The sequence below is a fragment of the Mesorhizobium sp. M0037 genome (genome assembly GCF_040323635.1).
Taxonomy (GTDB): domain Bacteria; phylum Pseudomonadota; class Alphaproteobacteria; order Rhizobiales; family Rhizobiaceae; genus Mesorhizobium.
This window is the reverse complement of sequence record NZ_JAMYVB010000005.1, coordinates 150,306-167,900: the sequence shown is the minus strand read 5'-3', so window position 1 is coordinate 167,900 and position 17,595 is coordinate 150,306. Positions and strand designations below refer to the sequence as shown.

Annotated in this window: 16 protein-coding genes; 12 read left to right on the top strand and 4 right to left on the bottom strand. The window is 63.3% G+C overall.

All coding sequences use genetic code 11. The annotated features are described in order from the left end of the window. Nucleotide 1: 1 nt before the first annotated feature. The 8 genes from NKJ78_RS10815 (at nucleotide 2) to amaB (ending at nucleotide 8,134) form a co-directional block, all read left to right on the top strand. Entirely contained in the window at nucleotides 2-886 is an 885-nt protein-coding gene (locus NKJ78_RS10815) for a transglutaminase family protein (RefSeq protein ID WP_023683456.1), read from the top strand. A gap of 101 nt (nucleotides 887-987) precedes the next feature. Next, a complete protein-coding gene (locus tag NKJ78_RS10810; protein WP_023686317.1) occupies nucleotides 988-1,923 on the top strand; it encodes a glycosyltransferase family 2 protein in 936 nt (311 codons plus the stop codon). Then, a complete protein-coding gene (locus NKJ78_RS10805; RefSeq protein ID WP_023725134.1) occupies nucleotides 1,916-2,794 on the top strand; it encodes a glycosyltransferase family 2 protein in 879 nt (292 codons plus the stop codon). Before NKJ78_RS10810 ends, NKJ78_RS10805 begins: the two co-directional genes overlap by 8 nt. Further along, entirely contained in the window at nucleotides 2,791-3,552 is a 762-nt protein-coding gene (locus NKJ78_RS10800; RefSeq protein WP_023686315.1) for a hypothetical protein, read from the top strand. Before NKJ78_RS10805 ends, NKJ78_RS10800 begins: the two co-directional genes overlap by 4 nt. A gap of 63 nt (nucleotides 3,553-3,615) precedes the next feature. Further along, a complete protein-coding gene (locus tag NKJ78_RS10795) occupies nucleotides 3,616-4,716 on the top strand; it encodes a DNA topoisomerase IB (RefSeq protein WP_023683452.1) in 1,101 nt (366 codons plus the stop codon). Between the two features lie 82 nt (nucleotides 4,717-4,798). Further along, nucleotides 4,799-5,173: a YciI family protein gene (locus tag NKJ78_RS10790; RefSeq protein WP_023671781.1), complete on the top strand. Its 375-nt coding sequence runs from the start codon at nucleotides 4,799-4,801 to the stop codon at nucleotides 5,171-5,173. After that, on the top strand, nucleotides 5,170-6,444 hold the full coding sequence (locus NKJ78_RS10785; RefSeq protein WP_023683451.1) for an RNA polymerase sigma factor: 1,275 nt from the start codon (nucleotides 5,170-5,172) through the stop codon (nucleotides 6,442-6,444). The genes NKJ78_RS10790 and NKJ78_RS10785 overlap by 4 nt, the downstream gene beginning before the upstream one ends. A 175-nt stretch (nucleotides 6,445-6,619) precedes the next feature. Next, nucleotides 6,620-8,134, top strand: coding sequence for an L-piperidine-6-carboxylate dehydrogenase (gene amaB / locus NKJ78_RS10780; protein ID WP_023737697.1), 1,515 nt, complete (start codon nucleotides 6,620-6,622; stop codon nucleotides 8,132-8,134). 207 nt (nucleotides 8,135-8,341) lie between these two features. On the opposite strand, the gene NKJ78_RS10775 is transcribed toward amaB, so the two are convergent. Then, complete coding sequence (locus tag NKJ78_RS10775) at nucleotides 8,342-9,211, bottom strand: hypothetical protein (RefSeq protein WP_023737698.1); 870 nt, start codon at nucleotides 9,209-9,211, stop codon at nucleotides 8,342-8,344. A 298-nt stretch (nucleotides 9,212-9,509) separates the two neighbouring features. Here NKJ78_RS10775 and asnB point away from each other — a divergent pair, with 298 nt between their 5' ends. The 4 genes from asnB to nadE are packed head-to-tail and all read left to right on the top strand — an operon-like array spanning nucleotide 9,510 to nucleotide 14,305. Then, nucleotides 9,510-11,447, top strand: a complete 1,938-nt coding sequence (asnB, locus tag NKJ78_RS10770; protein ID WP_023737699.1) for an asparagine synthase (glutamine-hydrolyzing) — start codon at nucleotides 9,510-9,512, stop codon at nucleotides 11,445-11,447. A gap of 25 nt (nucleotides 11,448-11,472) precedes the next feature. Continuing rightward, nucleotides 11,473-11,733 (top strand): acyl carrier protein, encoded by a 261-nt coding sequence (locus NKJ78_RS10765; RefSeq protein ID WP_023686311.1) that lies wholly within the window; start codon nucleotides 11,473-11,475, stop codon nucleotides 11,731-11,733. Nucleotides 11,734-11,756: 23 nt separating this feature from the next. Further along, nucleotides 11,757-13,304, top strand: coding sequence for a class I adenylate-forming enzyme family protein (locus NKJ78_RS10760; protein WP_023737700.1), 1,548 nt, complete (start codon nucleotides 11,757-11,759; stop codon nucleotides 13,302-13,304). Next, complete coding sequence (gene nadE, locus NKJ78_RS10755; RefSeq protein ID WP_023737701.1) at nucleotides 13,301-14,305, top strand: NAD(+) synthase; 1,005 nt, start codon at nucleotides 13,301-13,303, stop codon at nucleotides 14,303-14,305. Before NKJ78_RS10760 ends, nadE begins: the two co-directional genes overlap by 4 nt. Nucleotides 14,306-14,477: 172 nt before the next feature. Here the strand turns inward: nadE and NKJ78_RS10750 are convergent, their stop codons facing one another. The 3 genes from NKJ78_RS10750 to NKJ78_RS10740 all read right to left on the bottom strand — a co-directional run bounded on the left by NKJ78_RS10750 (nucleotide 14,478) and on the right by NKJ78_RS10740 (nucleotide 17,594). Next, on the bottom strand, nucleotides 14,478-15,593 hold the full coding sequence (locus tag NKJ78_RS10750) for a hypothetical protein (RefSeq protein WP_023737702.1): 1,116 nt from the start codon (nucleotides 15,591-15,593) through the stop codon (nucleotides 14,478-14,480). Then, complete coding sequence (locus NKJ78_RS10745) at nucleotides 15,590-16,318, bottom strand: N5-glutamine methyltransferase family protein (RefSeq protein WP_502901622.1); 729 nt, start codon at nucleotides 16,316-16,318, stop codon at nucleotides 15,590-15,592. The genes NKJ78_RS10750 and NKJ78_RS10745 overlap by 4 nt, the downstream gene beginning before the upstream one ends. A gap of 169 nt (nucleotides 16,319-16,487) precedes the next feature. Continuing rightward, nucleotides 16,488-17,594 carry a glycosyltransferase gene (locus NKJ78_RS10740; RefSeq protein WP_352459811.1) on the bottom strand — a complete coding sequence of 369 codons (1,107 nt, stop codon included), beginning with the start codon at nucleotides 17,592-17,594 and terminating at the stop codon, nucleotides 16,488-16,490. Between the last annotated feature and the right edge of the window lies 1 nt (nucleotide 17,595).

Here is a 17,595-nt window from a genome sequence, read left to right as displayed (position 1 = left end):
CATGCTGTACGATATCAGGCTTCATCTCAGCTACGATTATGACGCCGCGGCCGGTGGCAGCCGGCATCAGGTGCGTGTATTGCCGCCGACCATTGCCGGCGTGCAGCGCGTGATCGCGGCCTCGCTTTCGTTTGTGCCGACCCCATCGGAGCGCACGGATTTTGCCGATTTCTTCGGCAACAATGTCACCGCGATCGCCTTTCGCGACGTCCATGACGGGCTCGACATCAGAATGAGCGCGCGCGTGTCGGTGTCACGGCCGGAGCCTGGGCTCGACGTGTCGCCCGATCTGCAGCGCCTGCGGGAAGAACTCGGCGCCGTACGGTCACTGGCGCCGGATGCACCGCATCACTTTCTCGCCGCCAGCGATCATGCCGGCATCGATGCGGCGATCACCGCCTATGCTCGCGACAGCGCCGGCGGCTCGACGGTCGGCATGGCCATCGATCTGTGCAACCGCATCCACCGCGACTTCACCTATGACGGGGAAGCGACCACGGTGCGTACCGGGGCCAGCGATGCCTTCCGTTTGAAGCGGGGCGTGTGCCAGGACTTCTCCCACATCATGATCGCCGGCCTGCGCGGTCTAGGTATTCCTGCGGGTTATGTCAGCGGCTTCCTGCGCACCATTCCACCGAAAGGGAAGCCGCGGCTCGAAGGCGCCGATGCCATGCATGCCTGGGTCAAGGTGTGGTGTGGGCGCGATGCCGGCTGGCAGGAATTCGACCCGACCAATGGCATGCGGGCCAGCAACGACCACATCACCGTTGGCTATGGCCGCGACTATTCCGACGTGGCTCCGATCGTCGGCGTGCTGAAAACCACCGGCGGTCAGGTCGGCGACCAGGCCGTCGACGTCATCCCGGTCGCGCTCGAGAAGGCCTGACAGCCTCGAAGCACAGCTTCTCAACAACGGCCATGCCCGTTATGCTCGGTCGAAACTTCGGGGAGGATCGGTCGGCAGGCATGCTGATGCGGAGTTCGGTATTGACGGCAATCAGTGTCATCATCCCGGCGCACAATGCGGCGGCAACCATTGCGGCCACGCTGGCCTCGCTTCGTTCCGAAGCCGAGGTTATCGGCGAGGTGCTGCTGGTCGACGATTCCTCCTCGGACGGGACGGCAGAAGCCGCGCTGAATGCCGCCACGCAATTCTCGTTGCCGTTGCGCGTGCTCAAGAGCAGCTGCCGGGACGCGGGCGGCTCCCGCAATGTGGCGCTGGCGCAGGCGCAATGCTCCTGGATCTACCTGATCGACGCCGACGACTTGCATCTGGAGGGCGGGCTGCGGTCGATGCTGGTCCGGGCGGGGGAGCAACCGGCCGCCGACATGGTGATCGGCGCCTACCGTCGGCGCACCGATGGCGAGAACCGGAACCTCAAGCTTCCAGCCGGCTACATAGAAGACGGTATAGCCAATGCCTCGGCCTATCTGGAAGGTCACATTCGCTCGATCGCCGTGGGCAGTGCGCTGGTTTCCCGGCGGGTCGTCGGCGACACGCGCTTCCCGACCGGGCTTGCCTATGACGAGGACACGCTGTTCTGGTCCAGGCTGATGGGCAGGGCGTCGCTTGCCCTGATCGTGCATCCCGTCATGATCTACCACGTTTCGGCAGTGCGTTCCGATGATCGCTTCATCACCAGGCCGGTGCGCCGCTTTCTCGACTGGCGGCTGGCGCTGCGCGAGCTGACTGACTGTGGCATCCCACTGTCGTCGCTAAAGACCAGGGAGGGGCTGGTCGCCCTCAAGATCGCCCGGGTTCACTATGCGCGCGGTGATCTGGAGACGGCGGCGCGGTTCCTGAGGATCGCGGCGGCGGCGCCGAAGGTGCGGTCGAACACCTGGCGCTGCAGGCGCTACCAGCTGAAGCTGGCGCTGCGGCGCTGGTTTTCCTCTCCGCGCGTCCAGTTGCAACGTGCCTGAATCAGCCCCGCCGCAGCTTGCCGTCATTGTCATCGGCTATCGCGCGCCGGCTCAAATCGTCGAGGCGGTGACATCCCTGCTGGATCAGGATGAGCCGCTCGAGATCATGGTGGTCAACTCGGGCGGAGGCGAGGTCATGGCGCTGCTGACCGGCGCCGGGGTCAAGGTGCCAGTGATCGAGGTCGGTCGAAGGCTGTTTGTAGGCGCAGCCCGCAATCTCGGCATTGCGGCCACCAAAGCGCCTTTCGTTGCCTTTCTTGCCGATGATTGCCTCGCCTGTTCGGGCTGGGCCGAGGCACGGATGCAGCGGCATCTGGCTGGCGACCGCGCCGTGGCGAGCGCGATGGTGAATAGCCATCCGCGCAATCTGATCGCCTGTGCGGCTCATCTGATCATGTTCATGCGACGGCTTCCCGGTCTGCCGTCGGATCGTGCGCTGCGTTACGGCGTGTCGTTCGATCGGCGGCTGTTCGATGAATTTGGCTTGTTCGATGAAACCATGCCTGCTGCCGAAGACACCGAATTCCTGGGGCGGCTGCCGCAGGAACTGCAGCCGGTGTGGGAGCCTAAGGTGCAAACCGTTCATCGCAACGAAACCCGGCTGTCCAGATTGCTTGCCGATCAGTACAGGCGCGGCTGTCGCCGCGGCGATTACCTCGCAGCGTCCGCCCTGAACACTCCGTTTCGGTGTTTTCGCGACACGTTTCGCGATCGGCGGAATGCCCGCAAGCTGGCGAAGATCGGGCTTTCCGATCGGGATCGAACTTTCGCGATGATGTCGATGCCAATTGTCTGGCTTGCCCTGCTGGTCAAATCCGTGGGTGTCTATATTGGCGTGCGAAATCGCGTGAAAGCGGCAACAAGAAAATGATAACGAGCCAAATCAAGCCTCGACGCTGGCGACGGAGCCGACTGTTCTGGACGCGCCAGAGAACGGTCGCAGTTTTCAGCTATCGTTATGACGCGCATCTGGTTGCCGATCTGATCACCAATATCGATCCGGTCGTTGACGGCTGGATTGCCTATGACGATCGCGGGGCGACCGGCGTGTTCAGCAGCGAGCCGCAGCGGCGGCGGATCTTACTCGACGCAGCGCATGAAGCTGCCGCCGACTGGATCCTGGCTATTGATCCCGATGAGCGGCTGGAACGCGGTACCGCGGAGCGGATCGGACAGCTGACGGGGGATTACAGGCGCATGGCCTGGGGGTTCCGGCTCCGCGAATTGTATTCGCCGACCGAGTACCGGGTCGACGGGCTGTGGGCCGAAAAGTTCCAGTATCGTCTGTTCAGAGCCTACGATCCGGCGAAGTACCGACCAGAGGACCTGCACGGGCTCTGGTATCCTCCCGATCTTGGTTTCAAGGCCCGCAACAGCGGGCTCAACCTCTATCATTTAAAGATGATGGAGCCGAAGCGGCGGATCGCCCGCCGCAATCTCTACCACCACCTTGATCCAAAGGGGCTCCTGCAGGATGTGGGCTATGACTACCTTGCCGATGAGGCAGGGGCCGTGTTCGAACAGATTCCGCCCGGGCGCGACTACCATCCGCCTCACGTCGACGATGGCGGCCTCTGGATGGCCGTGCCGGCTGGTGCCACCATTGGTGGACCCGACCACATTCCATAGCAACGGGGTGGAACCAGCAGTCGGCTTGGCGCTTATCTACGAGAAAAATTTCGTGGAGCGGGCATGCTTGACAAATCTGGGACGCCATCCGGCCGGTCGGCTGCCGGACGGGGGGACGATGGAGCGCCGAAGAACGGCGCGCAGACCGCTGCCGAACAGGCCTCGCTCACCTATATCAGCGACAGCGAGCCGGGGATCCGGCGCCTGAAGGCGGGCGAAGGCTTTTCCTACAAGGGCGCGAAAGGACAGGCCGTCGGCGCGGCAGCCATTGCCCGCATCAAGGCGCTGGCCATTCCGCCGGCATGGACGGATGTGTGGATCTCGCCCGATCCCGCCGGCCACATCCAGGCGACCGGCCGCGACCAGCGCGGGCGCAAACAGTACCGATACCATCCGCTGTGGGCCGCCGAGCGCGACGGCGCCAAATACTCCAGCCTTGTCGCCTTTGCCGAAAGCCTGCCGGAGCTGCGCCGCCGGATCGATGCCGATCTGCGCCGCCGTGGCCTGCCGGCCGAGCGCGTCGTGGCGGCAATTGTCTGGCTGCTCGACAACACGATGATCCGGGTCGGCAATGCCGCCTATGCCCGCGACAACAAGAGCTTTGGGCTGACGACGCTACGCGACCGCCACGTCGACATCAAGGGATCGAGCCTGCGCTTTGCCTTCAAGGGCAAGTCCGGCAAGGAATGGAAATTGAAGCTGGTCGACCGCCGCATCGCCCGGGTCGTGCGCGGCGCGCAGGATATTCCGGGGCAGCAACTGTTCCAATATCTCGACGAGGATGGCGAGAGGCATGGAGTGCGCTCCGACGATGTCAACCGCTATATCCGCGACGCGATCGGCGCCAATTTCAGCTCCAAGCATTTCCGCACCTGGGGCGGCACCATCCATGCCGCGTCGCTGTTTGCGCGGACGGAGCTTCCCGAAAGCCAGGCGCAGACCAAGCGTGTAATGAACGCCGTCATCGACAAGGTGGCCGAGCGGCTCGGCAACACACGCGCCGTCTGCCGCAAATGCTACATCCATCCACAGGTTTTCGAAGCCTGGGTGGAAGGGCGGCTGCTTAGCGAAATGACCGAGGCCAACAAGCGCAAGCGATCGATAGACGGTCTCGATGATGAAGAGGCTCTTGTGCTGAGATGGTTGAAGGCAAGCGAAGGCTGACAAAAATGGCGTAACTTTTTTGTCGACGCCATGTCGGCATAGGCCCTACTGTTTCGTCCTTTGAGACAGAAAAGGACGTCCCATGCTCTACGCTATCCTCTGCTATGCCTCCGAAGATGTCGTCTCCTCCTGGAGCAAGGCACAGGATGACGAGGTCATGGCAAAGCTCATGCATGTGCAGGAAAAATACGCTCAAGCCGGCCGGCTTGGGCCGGTGGCGCGGCTTTTGCCCACCACCGCCGCGACGACGCTGCGCAAGGTCAAGGGCGAATCGGTCGTCATCGACGGCCCGTTTGCCGAGACCAAGGAACAGTTCCTCGGCTTCTACACGCTGGAATGCGCCGATCTCGACGAAGCCGTCGACTTCGCGCGCGAGCTTTCCGAGGTCAATCCCAGCGGCGGATCCTATGAGATCCGACCGGTTTCCGTCTTCAACCCAACCAGAGTAGCCACATGACAGACCTCGCCTGGATAAGCTCGGCGATCAGCGCTGCCCGCCCGCAGGCTATGGGTGCGCTGCTGCGCTATTTCCGCAATCTCGATACGGCGGAGGAAGCTTTCCAGGACGCGTGCCTGAGGGCACTCAAGAACTGGCCGCAGAACGGGCCGCCGCGCGATCCTGCGGCCTGGCTGATCTTTGTCGGCCGCAACACCGGCATCGACGCGGTGCGCAAGCGCGCCAAGCAGGCGCCGATGCCGGAAGAGGACCAGATCTCGGACCTGGAAGATGCCGAGAGCGATATCGCCGAACGGCTGGACGGCGCGCACTACCGCGATGACATATTGCGGCTCTTGTTCATCTGCTGCCATCCGGATCTGCCGCCTACGCAGCAGATCGCGGTGGCGCTGCGCATCGTCTCCGGTCTCACCGTCAAGCAGATCGCGCGTGCGTTCCTGGTCGGCGAAAGCGCCATGGAACAGCGCATCACGCGCGCCAAGGCGCGCATTGCCGATGCCGGCGTGCCGTTCGAGACGCCCGGCGCGGTCGAGCGCTCGGAGCGGCTCGGCGCCGTTGCCGCCATGGTCTATCTGATCTTCAACGAAGGTTATTCCACCAACAGCGGCGAGGCGCCGGCGCGTGCGCCGCTTTGCGAGGAGGCGATCCGGCTGGCGCGCCTGTTGCTGCGGCTGTTCCAGACCGAGCCGGAGATCATGGGCCTGACGGCATTGCTTTTGCTGCAGCATGCGCGCGCGCCGGCCCGCTTCGACGAGAATGGCGAGATCGTGCTGCTCGACGACCAGGACCGCTCGCTGTGGAGCCGCAAGATGATCGACGAAGGCCTGGCGCTGGTCGACAAGGCCCTGCGCCACCAGAAGCCCGGACCCTACCAGGTGCAGGCGGCGATCGCCGCCCTTCATGCGCGGGCGGCAACCCCCGAGGAGACCGACTGGACAGAGATCGACCTGCTCTACAGCCTGCTGGAGGCGATGCAACCTTCGCCGGTGGTGACGCTGAACCGTGCCGTTGCGGTCGCCAAGGTGCGCGGGCCGGAAGCTGCCCTTGCCATGATCGAGCCGCTTGGCGAGAGGCTGTCCGGCTATTTCCACTTCTTCGGCCTCAAGGGCGGTCTGTTGATGCAGCTCGGCCGTGGCGAAGAGGCGCGTGTCGCCTTCGATCGCGCCATTGCGTTGGCCAACACGGCAGCGGAAGCCGCCCATATCCGCATGCATATCGACCGGCTGATGCGGGACGGAGCCGTGAAGGCGCCGGCGAAGACAGCGCACTAAGCCTGTTCCTCCTCTGGCTCAATCGTGCAATCCCGGCTTGGACCATGCCGGGGTGGCGATTTTCCCCTGAAACGAGTAATGGCACGCCATGACAGCGCCCGCGGCATGCGGGCGATAATGGCGCCAAGGCTCGACCGCCGCCCTATGATGGCGAGCGGATCTGAAAGGGATAAAAATGACGATAGCGAAGGAAACGGCCGAACTTCTGGCGAAACTGGGTGTGGCCAAGGACGCGCTGACCGGCGGCGACCTCGTCGTGCGCAGCCCGGTGACGGGTGAACAGATCGCGGCGCTGAAGACGATTTCGCCGGCCGATGCGGCCAAGACCATCGATGCCGCGCACACGGCGTTCCAGGCCTGGCGGATGGTGCCGGGTCCCCGGCGCGGCGAACTGGTGCGGCTGCTCGGCGAGGAGTTGCGCGCGCACAAAACCGAGCTTGGCCGGCTGGTGTCGATCGAGGTCGGCAAGATCCCGTCGGAAGGCCTCGGCGAAGTCCAGGAAATGATCGACATCTGCGATTTCGCCGTCGGCCTTTCCCGCCAGCTCTACGGTCTAACCATCGCCACCGAGCGTCCGGGACATCGCATGATGGAGACCTGGCATCCGCTCGGCGTCGTCGGCGTCATTTCGGCCTTCAATTTCCCGGTCGCGGTGTGGTCGTGGAACGCGGCGCTGGCGCTGGTCTGCGGCGACGCCGTGGTGTGGAAGCCTTCGGAAAAGACGCCGCTGACGGCGCTCGCCTGCGAGGCGATTTTTGCCGGCGCGGTCAAGCGCTTCGGCGCGGATGCGCCGCAGGGCCTGGCACCGGTGCTGATTGGCGACCGCTCCGTCGGCGAGATCCTGGTCGACCACCCGAAGGTGGCGCTGGTTTCTGCCACCGGCTCGACCCGCATGGGCCGGCATGTCGGCCCGCGTCTGGCCAAGCGCTTTGCCCGCGCCGTGCTCGAACTCGGCGGCAACAATGCCGGCATCGTCTGCCCGACCGCCGATCTCGACATGGCGCTGCGCGCCATCGCCTTTGGCGCCATGGGCACCGCCGGCCAGCGCTGCACGACGCTGCGGCGCCTGTTCGTGCATGACAGCGTCTATGACGCGCTGCTGCCGCGGCTGAAGAAGGCCTATGAGAGCGTCTCGGTCGGCAATCCGCTGGAGACGTCTTCGCTCGTCGGGCCGCTGATCGACAAGGCGGCCTTCGACGCCATGCAGAAGGCGCTCAAGGAAGCCACCGCTCACGGCGGCAAGCTGACCGGCGGTTCGCGGGTCGAGAATGGCCATCCCGATGCCTATTACGTGCATCCGGCGCTGGTCGAAATGCCGAAGCAGGTGGCTCCTGTCACCGAAGAAACCTTCGCGCCGATCCTCTATGTGATGAAATATTCCGATTTCGATGCCGTGCTCGACGAGCACAATGCGGTCGGCGCCGGACTGTCGTCGTCGATCTTCACCCGCGACCTGCAGGAATCCGAGCGCTTCCTCGGCGTCGATGGTTCGGATTGCGGCATCGCCAACGTCAACATCGGCACGTCGGGCGCCGAGATCGGCGGCGCCTTCGGCGGCGAGAAGGAAACCGGCGGCGGCCGCGAGAGCGGCTCCGATGCCTGGAAGGCCTATATGCGCCGCGCCACCAACACGGTGAACTATTCCAAGGCGCTGCCGCTGGCGCAGGGCGTGTCATTCGACATCGATTGAGATGCTGCGCCCGGCTTTTGACCAGTTGATCCACCCGAACCCCTCGGGCGGATCGCTGCCGCTCGCGCGGATCGTTCCGCTTTCAGGCTTCGCCCCCGCTGTCCAGATGTCCGTATCCCGACGGCGGAAAGGCCACCTCGGCCATGCGCCCGGACGGGTCCTCGCGGTCGGCACGACCGGCTGCGCAACAGCGTCTGCGCCGAACGTTCAGCCAGCGTGCGGCGACGCCGGTCGGCAGGCTTCGAACGCGGCATCGATAACGGCAAGCTTGGCGGCCTGGACGGTCATGTATTCCTGGTAGAAGCTGTTCGACACCCACATCACCGAATGCCCGCGCTGGCCTAGCCAGCCGACGCTGCCGAGCTTTTCGGCGTCGCGCAATTTGCGCGCAAGATGGGTGCGCGAGAGTTTTAGCCAACTGGCGAATTCGCCGATCGAAACCACGCTGGTCGGGATCCGGTCGAGGCCGGCATTGTCGGGATCGATGCCGGACATCAGCCAATCCATGACGATGCCGCCATTGTTGAGCCAGATGAACAGCGAAAACGTCTGCTTGGGCTCACGCACAGGGTTGGAGGAGAGCAGGCCTTCCGCCACCAGCGGCTGCAGCCTGGCAATCATGCCGTGCTGCTCGAGAAAGGCGGCGAGGCGGTCGCCGCCGTCGAGACCGTCGAGCGTGCGCAGATGCGCAACCACCCAGCCATCGAATTCCTTCAGCGTCGCTGCCGTCACCTGAAAGGGATGGGCTCGTCCATCACCGGTGTGCGGCAGGTATTCGATGATGTGATAGTACAGCATCTCCTTGATGAAGGCTTCGGCCGTGTTGCGGCTGGCGACGGAATAGTGAAGCACGGCATCGATGAAGCGGGCCAGTGTCAGTTCCGTGCGGGGATCGCGCGGGTCGCGGGCGAAATGCAGGGCTAGGCCGGTGTGAGCCAGCAACCAGCGCTGTTGCGTGGCGAACACGGCGGCCAGGCGTGGGCTCGTTTCATAGATATGCAGCAGCGCCTTCGACTGCGCCTCGACATGACGGTGCAGCGCCGGATGGCCGGCAATATATTCGAAATTCAGCGCCATCCTCCTCGTCCTCCGGCCAGCCCCCCGGCAGCGAAGACGTGCAATCACATTTCCAGCCTTAGCTGCCCGTGTCCAGCCATGCCAACCCGGAAAAAAGGCCTAGAGCGAGCCTGGGCTATCGTTCCGGCTATTACGGCCGCAACCGCGAGGTGAAGGAGAGCCATCGCGTCCTAGCCACGAAGACCACATCGTGGCAAACTTCTTGTTAACCACATGCTCGGTGAAAATATCGGATTAACCTCAGATGCCACTATCGAGGTTATGTTCCGTTCCTTAGCGTTCAATATGAGTTCAAGGGATGTGTGGATTCGGGGGTTATTTCGGGTCAATCCGGGATGCGGAAGCTTTGCTCACGCACATGGTAGCCGCAATTGCCCATCGTGGGCCGGATGAGCAAGGGAAATTCGTAGCACCCGATGCCGGGCTCGGGCATGCGCGGCTGTCGGTGATCGGCATCGGCGATGGCCAGCAACCGATGTCCGACGAGGCCGGCAATTTGACGATTGCGTTCAACGGTGAGATTTTCAACTACATAGAACTGCGCGAAGGGCTGATCGCCAAGGGCCGACACTTTCGGACGTCGAGCGACACAGAGGTCATCCTTCAGCTCTATGAGGAGATGGGCGAAGACTGCTTGTCTCTCCTGAACGGTGATTTCGCCTTGGCGATATGGGACAATCGGCAGCGACGAATGGTGCTTGCACGAGACCGGATGGGTGTCCGGCCGCTCTTCTACACAAGTAATGACGGGGTGCTTTACTTTGCCTCGGAGATCAAAGCCCTGTTGAAGGTCCCGGGCGTCTCCGCTGAAATTGATCCGATTGCGCTGGATCAGATCTTTACGCTGTGGGCGCCGATCGCTCCGCGCACGGCGTTCCGCAATATCCACGAGTTGGAACCGGCAAGTGTGATGATCGCGACGCAGGGGCAGGTCACGGTCAGACGATACTGGCACCTGGACTATCCGCATCGTGATGAGCCGTCGAAGATCACGAACGAGGACCACGCGGCAGAGGAGTTGCAAGCCCTTCTGACCGATGCGGTGAGGCTTCGCATGCGGGCCGACGTGCCGGTCGGTTCCTATCTTTCCGGAGGGCTCGATTCGTCGCTCGTTTCGGCGCTTGCCGCCGGCATGACTCCTCGGAGACTGGAGACATTTTCCGTAACCTTCGACAGCGCCGAGCATGACGAAAGCGCCTTTCAGACCGAAATGGCCTCGGCGCTCGGCACGCGCCACCACGCCATAGAATGCGGCGCCCGCGATATCGCCAGCGTCTTTCCTGAGGTCATCCGCTTTGCCGAGCGGCCGATTATCCGCACGGCGCCAGCGCCACTCTACAAATTGTCCGCCCTGGTTCGCCAGGCCGGCCTGAAGGTGGTGCTGACGGGTGAAGGCGCCGACGAGGTCTTCGCCGGTTACGACGTCTTCAAGGAGGCGCGTGTCCGCCGGTTCTGCGGGCGGCAGCCCACATCGCGCATGAGGCCGCAGCTGTTCCGCCGGCTTTACCCGTATCTGCCGGGCCTGCAACAGCAATCGGTGGAGTATCTGGCTGCCTTCTTCGGCACCAGCAACGCTGCCCTCGACGATCCGCTGTTCTCGCATCGGCCACGCTTCAAGACCACGGCGGCGGCGAAAATCTTCTTTTCCGGCGACCTGCGCGCGACGTTGAAGGGTTATGACGCAGCTGAAGAGCTGACCAGCCGCCTACCCGAGGCGTTTTCCCTATGGCATCCGCTGCATCAGGCGCAATATCTCGAAACCCGCTTCCTCCTGCCCGGCTACATCCTCTCCAGCCAAGGCGATCGGATGGCCATGGCGCACGGCATCGAAGGGCGGTTTCCTTTCCTGGATCATCGCGTGGTAGAGTTCGCGGCAAGACTTCCGCCGGAGATGAAACTGAAAGGCTTGATGGAGAAGCACATATTGCGCAAGGTGGCCAGGCACCACCTTCCGGCGGCGATCGGTAAACGCACCAAGCAACCTTACCGCGCCCCGGAGGCCCGCTCCTTCGTCGGGGCGGAGGAACTAGACTATGTTCGTGACTGCCTGGGCGAGGCGAGCATTACCGCCGGCGGCCTGTTCAACGCCAAGGCGGTGGCCAAGCTCCACGAGAAATGCCGCATGGAGACCGCGACCGGATTTCGCGACAACGCCGCCTTCGTCGGCATTCTGTCGACGCAGCTGTGGCAGAAGAATTTCGCCGGCCAAGCGGTCGGCGCGGCAAGAGCGGCCTGAGACGGCGAGGAAAAGGAAAGACACGATGACGGCAATCAAGGACAGGGTCAGAAGCTTTATCGTCGACAACTTCCTGTTCGGCGACACCTCCTACAAACTGTCGGATTCAGCCTCGCTGATCGAGAACGACATTATCGACTCGACTGCGGTGCTTGAGCTGGTGGCCTTCATCGAGGACAATTTCGGCATCGCGATGGTGGATGCCGACATCGTTCCGACCAACCTGGACTCGCTTGACCGCATCTCGTCCTTCATCGAGGCGAGAGCACAAACGCTGGCAGCGTAAGCGCCAACGGCGAGGAACGTCCCGTGCGGATCGAGCATTTTCTGGTGGCGAAGGCTGCTGCCCACCCGGCCAAGACGGCATTGGTCACCAGGGGCAAAAGGCTGAGCTACGAAGAACTCGACGACCTTTCGAGCCGGCTGGCCACCGCTCTCTTCATGAATGGGATCAGGCGCGACGACCGCGTCCTGATCTTCATGGACAATTGCTGGGAGGCCGCCGTATCGATCTTTGCCGCACTCAAGGCAGGTGCGACCTTCAGTCCGATCAACCCCTCCACAAAGGCCGACAAGCTCGGTTACGTCATCGCCGATTGCGACGCCAGGGCGGTCCTGACGCAGGCGAAGCTGGTGCCCGTGGTCACCGAAGCCTGCGCATCGCAAGGCAAGACCGGCATCTTCGTGGCTTCCACCCCTGGGGCCGATGGGCAATGCCCGGCAGGGGCCGCGTCCCTGACTGACTGCCTGACGTTCGATGGCGCGGAGGTGAACCATCGCGGCATCGACGTCGACCTTGCGATGCTGATCTACACGTCAGGTTCGACCGGCCGGCCCAAGGGTGTGATGATGACGCATCGCAATTGCGACGCTGCCGCGGGGTCGATCGCCACCTATCTGCGCAACGCGCCGGACGACATCATCCTGAACGTCCTCCCGCTTGCCTTCGACTATGGCCTCTACCAGTTGCTGATGGCAGTCAGGCTCGGGGCCACGCTGGTGCTCGAGAAGTCCTTCGCCTTCCCGCACGAGATCTTCGAACGCATCCGCAAAGAGGGCGTCACCGGCCTTCCGCTGGTGCCTACCATGGCGGCGATGATCCTGCAGATGCGTGATCTGGCGCCGGGTTTCCTGCCCAGCCTCCGCTATATTTCCAACACCGCGGCCGCCTTGCCGCCAGCCCACATAGAACGCCTGCGCTCGCTGCTGCCCGGCGTCCGGATCTATTCGATGTATGGGCTGACCGAATGCAAGCGCTGCACCTATTTGCCACCCGAGGAACTTGACCGCCGGCCAGGGTCGGTCGGCATAGCCATCCCCAACACGGAAGCCTTTGTCGTCGACAACCTTGGACAACGCGTGCCGGCGGGCGTGGCAGGTGAGCTCGTTATCCGCGGTCCGCACGTCATGCAGGGCTATTGGCGCAACCAGGCCGCGACGGAACGAGCGCTCCGGCCGGGGCCTAACCCTTGGGAAAAGGTGCTCTATACGGGCGACCTGTTCCAGACCGACGAGGACGGCTTTCTCTATTTTGTCGGGCGTAAGGACGATATCATCAAGACGCGTGGCGAGAAGGTCGCCCCCAAGGAAGTGGAGGCAGTGCTCCACGCCCATCCAGGTATCGCGGAAGCGGTGGTCGTCGGCGTGCCGGATCCGGTGCTGGGGCATGCGATTGGCGCGCTCGTCGTGCGGTCCGATCCGGCGCTTGGCGGAAAGGACATCATTCGTCACTGCGCGCGCCACCTGGAGGATTTCATGGTCCCCAAAATCATAGAGTTCCGCAGCGAATTACCGAAGACGGAGTCGGGCAAGGTCAGCCGCCGGCTCGCGGCTGAGATGATGGAGGCCGAGCAATGAACATCGGCTCAACCCAGGATGCGCCGGCCTTCACGCAAGCCCTGGTCATCGATCCCGCCGCCGAAACGGACAGGATCGTGGCGGCCCTGCGCGAGCAGTTGCGCGGCATTCGCAAGCGCGGCCTCGTGCTCGGTCTTTCGGGCGGTATAGATTCCAGCGTTTCGGCTGCATTGGCCGCGCGGGCCGTCGGCCACCAGAATGTGCTGTGCGTGCTCATGCCGGAAAGCGATTCCGACCCCGAAAGCCTGCGGCTCGGCCATCTGGTCGCCGACACTTTCGGCGTCGAGGCCGTTGTGGAGGATATCGGGCCGACCCTGCGGGCAATGGGCTGCTATGAACGCCGCGACGCCTTCATCCGCGAAATGGTCCCGGACTATGGCAAGGGCTGGGCCTCAAAGATCGTGATCGCGAACGTGCTCGAAGGCGAGGGCTACAACATCTCGTCGCTGGTGGTGCAGGACCCGCAAGGCAAGCAGACGAAACTGCGGATGCCGGTGGCGGTCTATCTCGGCATCGTTGCCGCCACCAACATGAAGCAGCGCACCCGCAAGCAGCTCGAATATTATCATGCCGACCGGCTGAACTTCGCCGTGCTCGGCACACCGAACCGGCTGGAATACGACCAGGGGTTCTTCGTCAAGAACGGCGACGGCGCCGCCGACGTTAAGCCGATCGCGCATCTCTACAAGACGCAGGTCTATGCGCTAGCCGCCTATCTCGGCATTCCGGAAGAGGTCCGCAACCGGCCGCCGACCACCGACACCTACTCGCTGGCGCAGACGCAGGAAGAATTCTACTTCTCCCTGCCTTACGATCGGATGGATCTGTGTCTCTACGGCCTCAACAACGGCGTGTCCGCCGAGGTGGTAGGGCAAGCGGCGGGATTGGCCGCCTCACAGATCGAACGCGTCTGGGCCGACATCGCCGCCAAGCGAAAGGCAACGCGCTATCTGCACCTGCGCCCGCAGCTCGTTGACGGCGTGGACGAAGTCGGCTCCTGACCTGATGCATATCGAGCAAAAGTGATCCGGTTTGCGATACGACATGCATCAAAGAAAAACCTAGAGCGCATCGCATGAACCCGATTTCATGCGAGGCGCTCTAAGCTCTTGTTTTACGCGATTCCGGATGGACCGCGCACCTTTTTCCTGGAATTGCTCTAGGCGGAACGCTTCAGGTGAAGCGGCCGCCGATCAACTGGCTCCACTGCTCGCCCGCAAGCCCGTTCAGAAAGACCTGCGCGTTCTTCATGGCATCCAGAAGCTCGGGATCGCGTGAATGCACGACGGTCGAGGCGACCGGTATGAAGGCTATGCGTCTTACAAGCATGGCCTCCAGAAGTGCGGGCTGGACGCGGCCGCGCAAGCCGGAGACACCGCGCCGGGCGGCATGCTCGACCAGGCAATCGATCACCGGCCCGGCCTGGCCGGGAAGAGCGAGGACCTGCAGCACGCGGCCGATCCCGTCCGGTCGAGCGTAGTAGGCGAAAGCGCCGACATTGGCGCCGTTCGGCGATGCCACCGACACGCAGACAAGCTCTCCGAAATCCGGCTTTTGCGCCGCATCGCCCAGAATATGGTTGAGCTGACCTTCCGCCCACTGCGGACGTAGCGGAAACTGGGCGCAAAGCGGCTCCAGCAGCCCCGCAAAGCTGCCGCTGTCGATCTCGGAGGTCCGAAATGCCCCCCGGCTCGATGCGTTGGCGACGACGCCGGTCCAGCGTCGTTGACCGCCCTCCATTTTGCGAAGGTAGAGCCGGTCGACCATCCGGGCGAGCGGGTTTAACATCCAGGCAAGCTTCATGTGACTGGCAAAAAGGCTGAGCATGAAGGTCGCCGGCCGCATCACGCGAACCCAGTCAAGGCTGTATTGCGGCAGCACAACGCCGCGAAGCCGCGTCCACAGTTTCACGGACGTATCATTGGCGGTTTCGCTGAAGGAGATGTCCTGCGGACCATCGAGGAAGGCCTTCAACAGGCGGGCACCGGCCATCGGATCGGTCTCGTGATCCTCGACCATCAGCGAGCTGCAGATGGCAGCGTAGAGCTGCCGGCCGTTGAATTTCATTGGCAGCGCATGAACGCCGACGAACCCGGAAACCTGGCCGGCGTCATTGACATGGACAAGCGAACGGAGCCCGCTGCCCCAGTCGGGTGCCTCCAGATAAAACCGCCTCATGTAATCGACGAGGGAGGCCGGCGCTGGCCCCCGCTTCTTGCGCAGCATGCGTTGAAACATGCCCGCGACGGCCGCAAGGTCGGCCTGATCGAGGGCGCGGACGACGCTCACGCCGGGCTCCCGGTTCCGGGAACCCGGCCACCATGTTTGCGCGCCATGGCGACACGGGGCTGGCCGTCGGCCGTCACGGCAAAGGTTGGGGTTTCGTAGGATTTCGTTCTCGATAAAAGGGTTGCTATCTGCCGATCTTGACCTTCGCCGAACTCAAATTGCAGCCATCCGCCTGGCTTGAGGAAAGCTGCGGCATCCCGGACCAGCCTTTGGAGGATCGAAATACCGTAAGGGCCGCCGTCGAAAGCTTCCCGAGGTTCGTTCTCCAACAGATGCGCGCTTTCGCTATCGAGACGGGATGAGGAAATATAGGGCGGGTTGCACAAAACCATGTCGGCAGCGCCGTGGAGGCCGTCACCCTCGATCGCGGCAAATAGGTCGCCTTGCCGGACCTTGATCCTGTCCTGCAGGGCGAGGCGCACAACATTACGGCGGGCAAGCGAAACCGTGCTGTCGGTCAGGTCCGCCGCCCATGCCCGAGCCCGAGGACATTCGCTGACGATGCCCACGGCAAGATTGCCGCTGCCGCAGCACATGTCGATCAGGATCGTTTCGTGCGCCTGTTCGCCAAGAATGGCCGCGGCCGTCCGGCCAAGCAGTTCCGTTTCGGCTCGCGGCACCAGGACGTCAGGCGCGAGTTCCAGCTCAACCCGCATGAAGCGGTGCAATCGCGGCCAATTGCGATCGTTTGCACGGCCGGCAGGAAGGCTGTGATGCTGCGGCAAGGAAAATCCCTATCCTGAGGATAAAACGCGGGTTCCCTGTTGTTACCAACTCCGGGTAAATTGATGTTAAAGATCATGATTGGATTGGGAGTAACCGGCCTATGTTGGCGGCGTCCTGTCCCATCAATGGCGAATTCCTGTGCTGCCGCAAGCCGATCCATGCGCTAATTCAGAGCAACGCCTCGTACCGGTCTCCGATCTTTTCAATTTCGAAATCCGCCGCCCTGCTTTTCAGGATCGCGGCGGTTGTCGGCTGGTCGAGCATTCCGGCCATCGCCACTGCCAGAGCCCCGGCATCGCCGACCGGCACCAGGGCGCCGACGCGGCCGTCATCAAGTATTTCGCGCGGGCCGTGCGGCGCGTCCGTGGAGACCACCGGAATCCCCGCTGCCATGGCCTCGACCAGAACATTGCCGAAGCCCTCGCTGGTCGATGATAGGACGAACAAGTCAGCTACGGCGTAGCAGGCCGCCAGATCATTGACATAGCCCGCAAACAGAACGTCTGCGCCGATACCGGATTCTTCGGCATAGGCGCGCAGCTCGTCGGCCAGCGGACCCTCGCCGAAGATGACAAGCCGAGCCCGGCGGCCGGCGCGCAGCACAGCGAAGGCCCGCAGCAACGTCCAATGATCCTTAACCGGCACCAGGCGTCCGGCGGTGATGATGACGGGGCCGTCGCCCAGCGCCGCGAGCTCTGCCTGCCAGGCGTAGGAGCGTTGCTGGGATGCCGCAGCCGGCGGCAGCGGGTTGTTGATGACCACGACCTTGGATTTCGGGAAGCCTCGGGCCACAAGATCGCCGCCGACGCCCTCAGAAACCGCGATGGCCCTGTCGGCACGGGCCGCAACCAGGGCCGAAAGCCAGACCGCCATTTTCGCGCCAAGGGTGCCGGAAGGCAGTGAGGCGGCGGCGTGGAAACTCGGGAAGAACCGCGCCTTGCTTCGCGCGAGGCAAAGCGCCAGCGCCACGACCAGATTGGCGAATTCCGGGGCGCTGTAGATCGCGTCGGGAGAAACGCGGCCAAGCAGGCCCGCGCTTCGCACGATGCCTTTCAATGTCGCCCACTTGCCATAACCCTCGCCGCGAATGGGGAGGCCGAAATCGACCAGATGCACGGCAGGCGAAAGCAGGGCGGCATTGGGCCCCTGCGCGTTCCAGGTAAAAAGCGTGACGTTGTGGCCGCGCGATGCCAGTTCGTTCGCCATCAGGACGAACACGCGCTCGGCGCCGCCGCCCCTGAGGCTGGCAATGTGAAAGACAATCCGCTTCGCCATT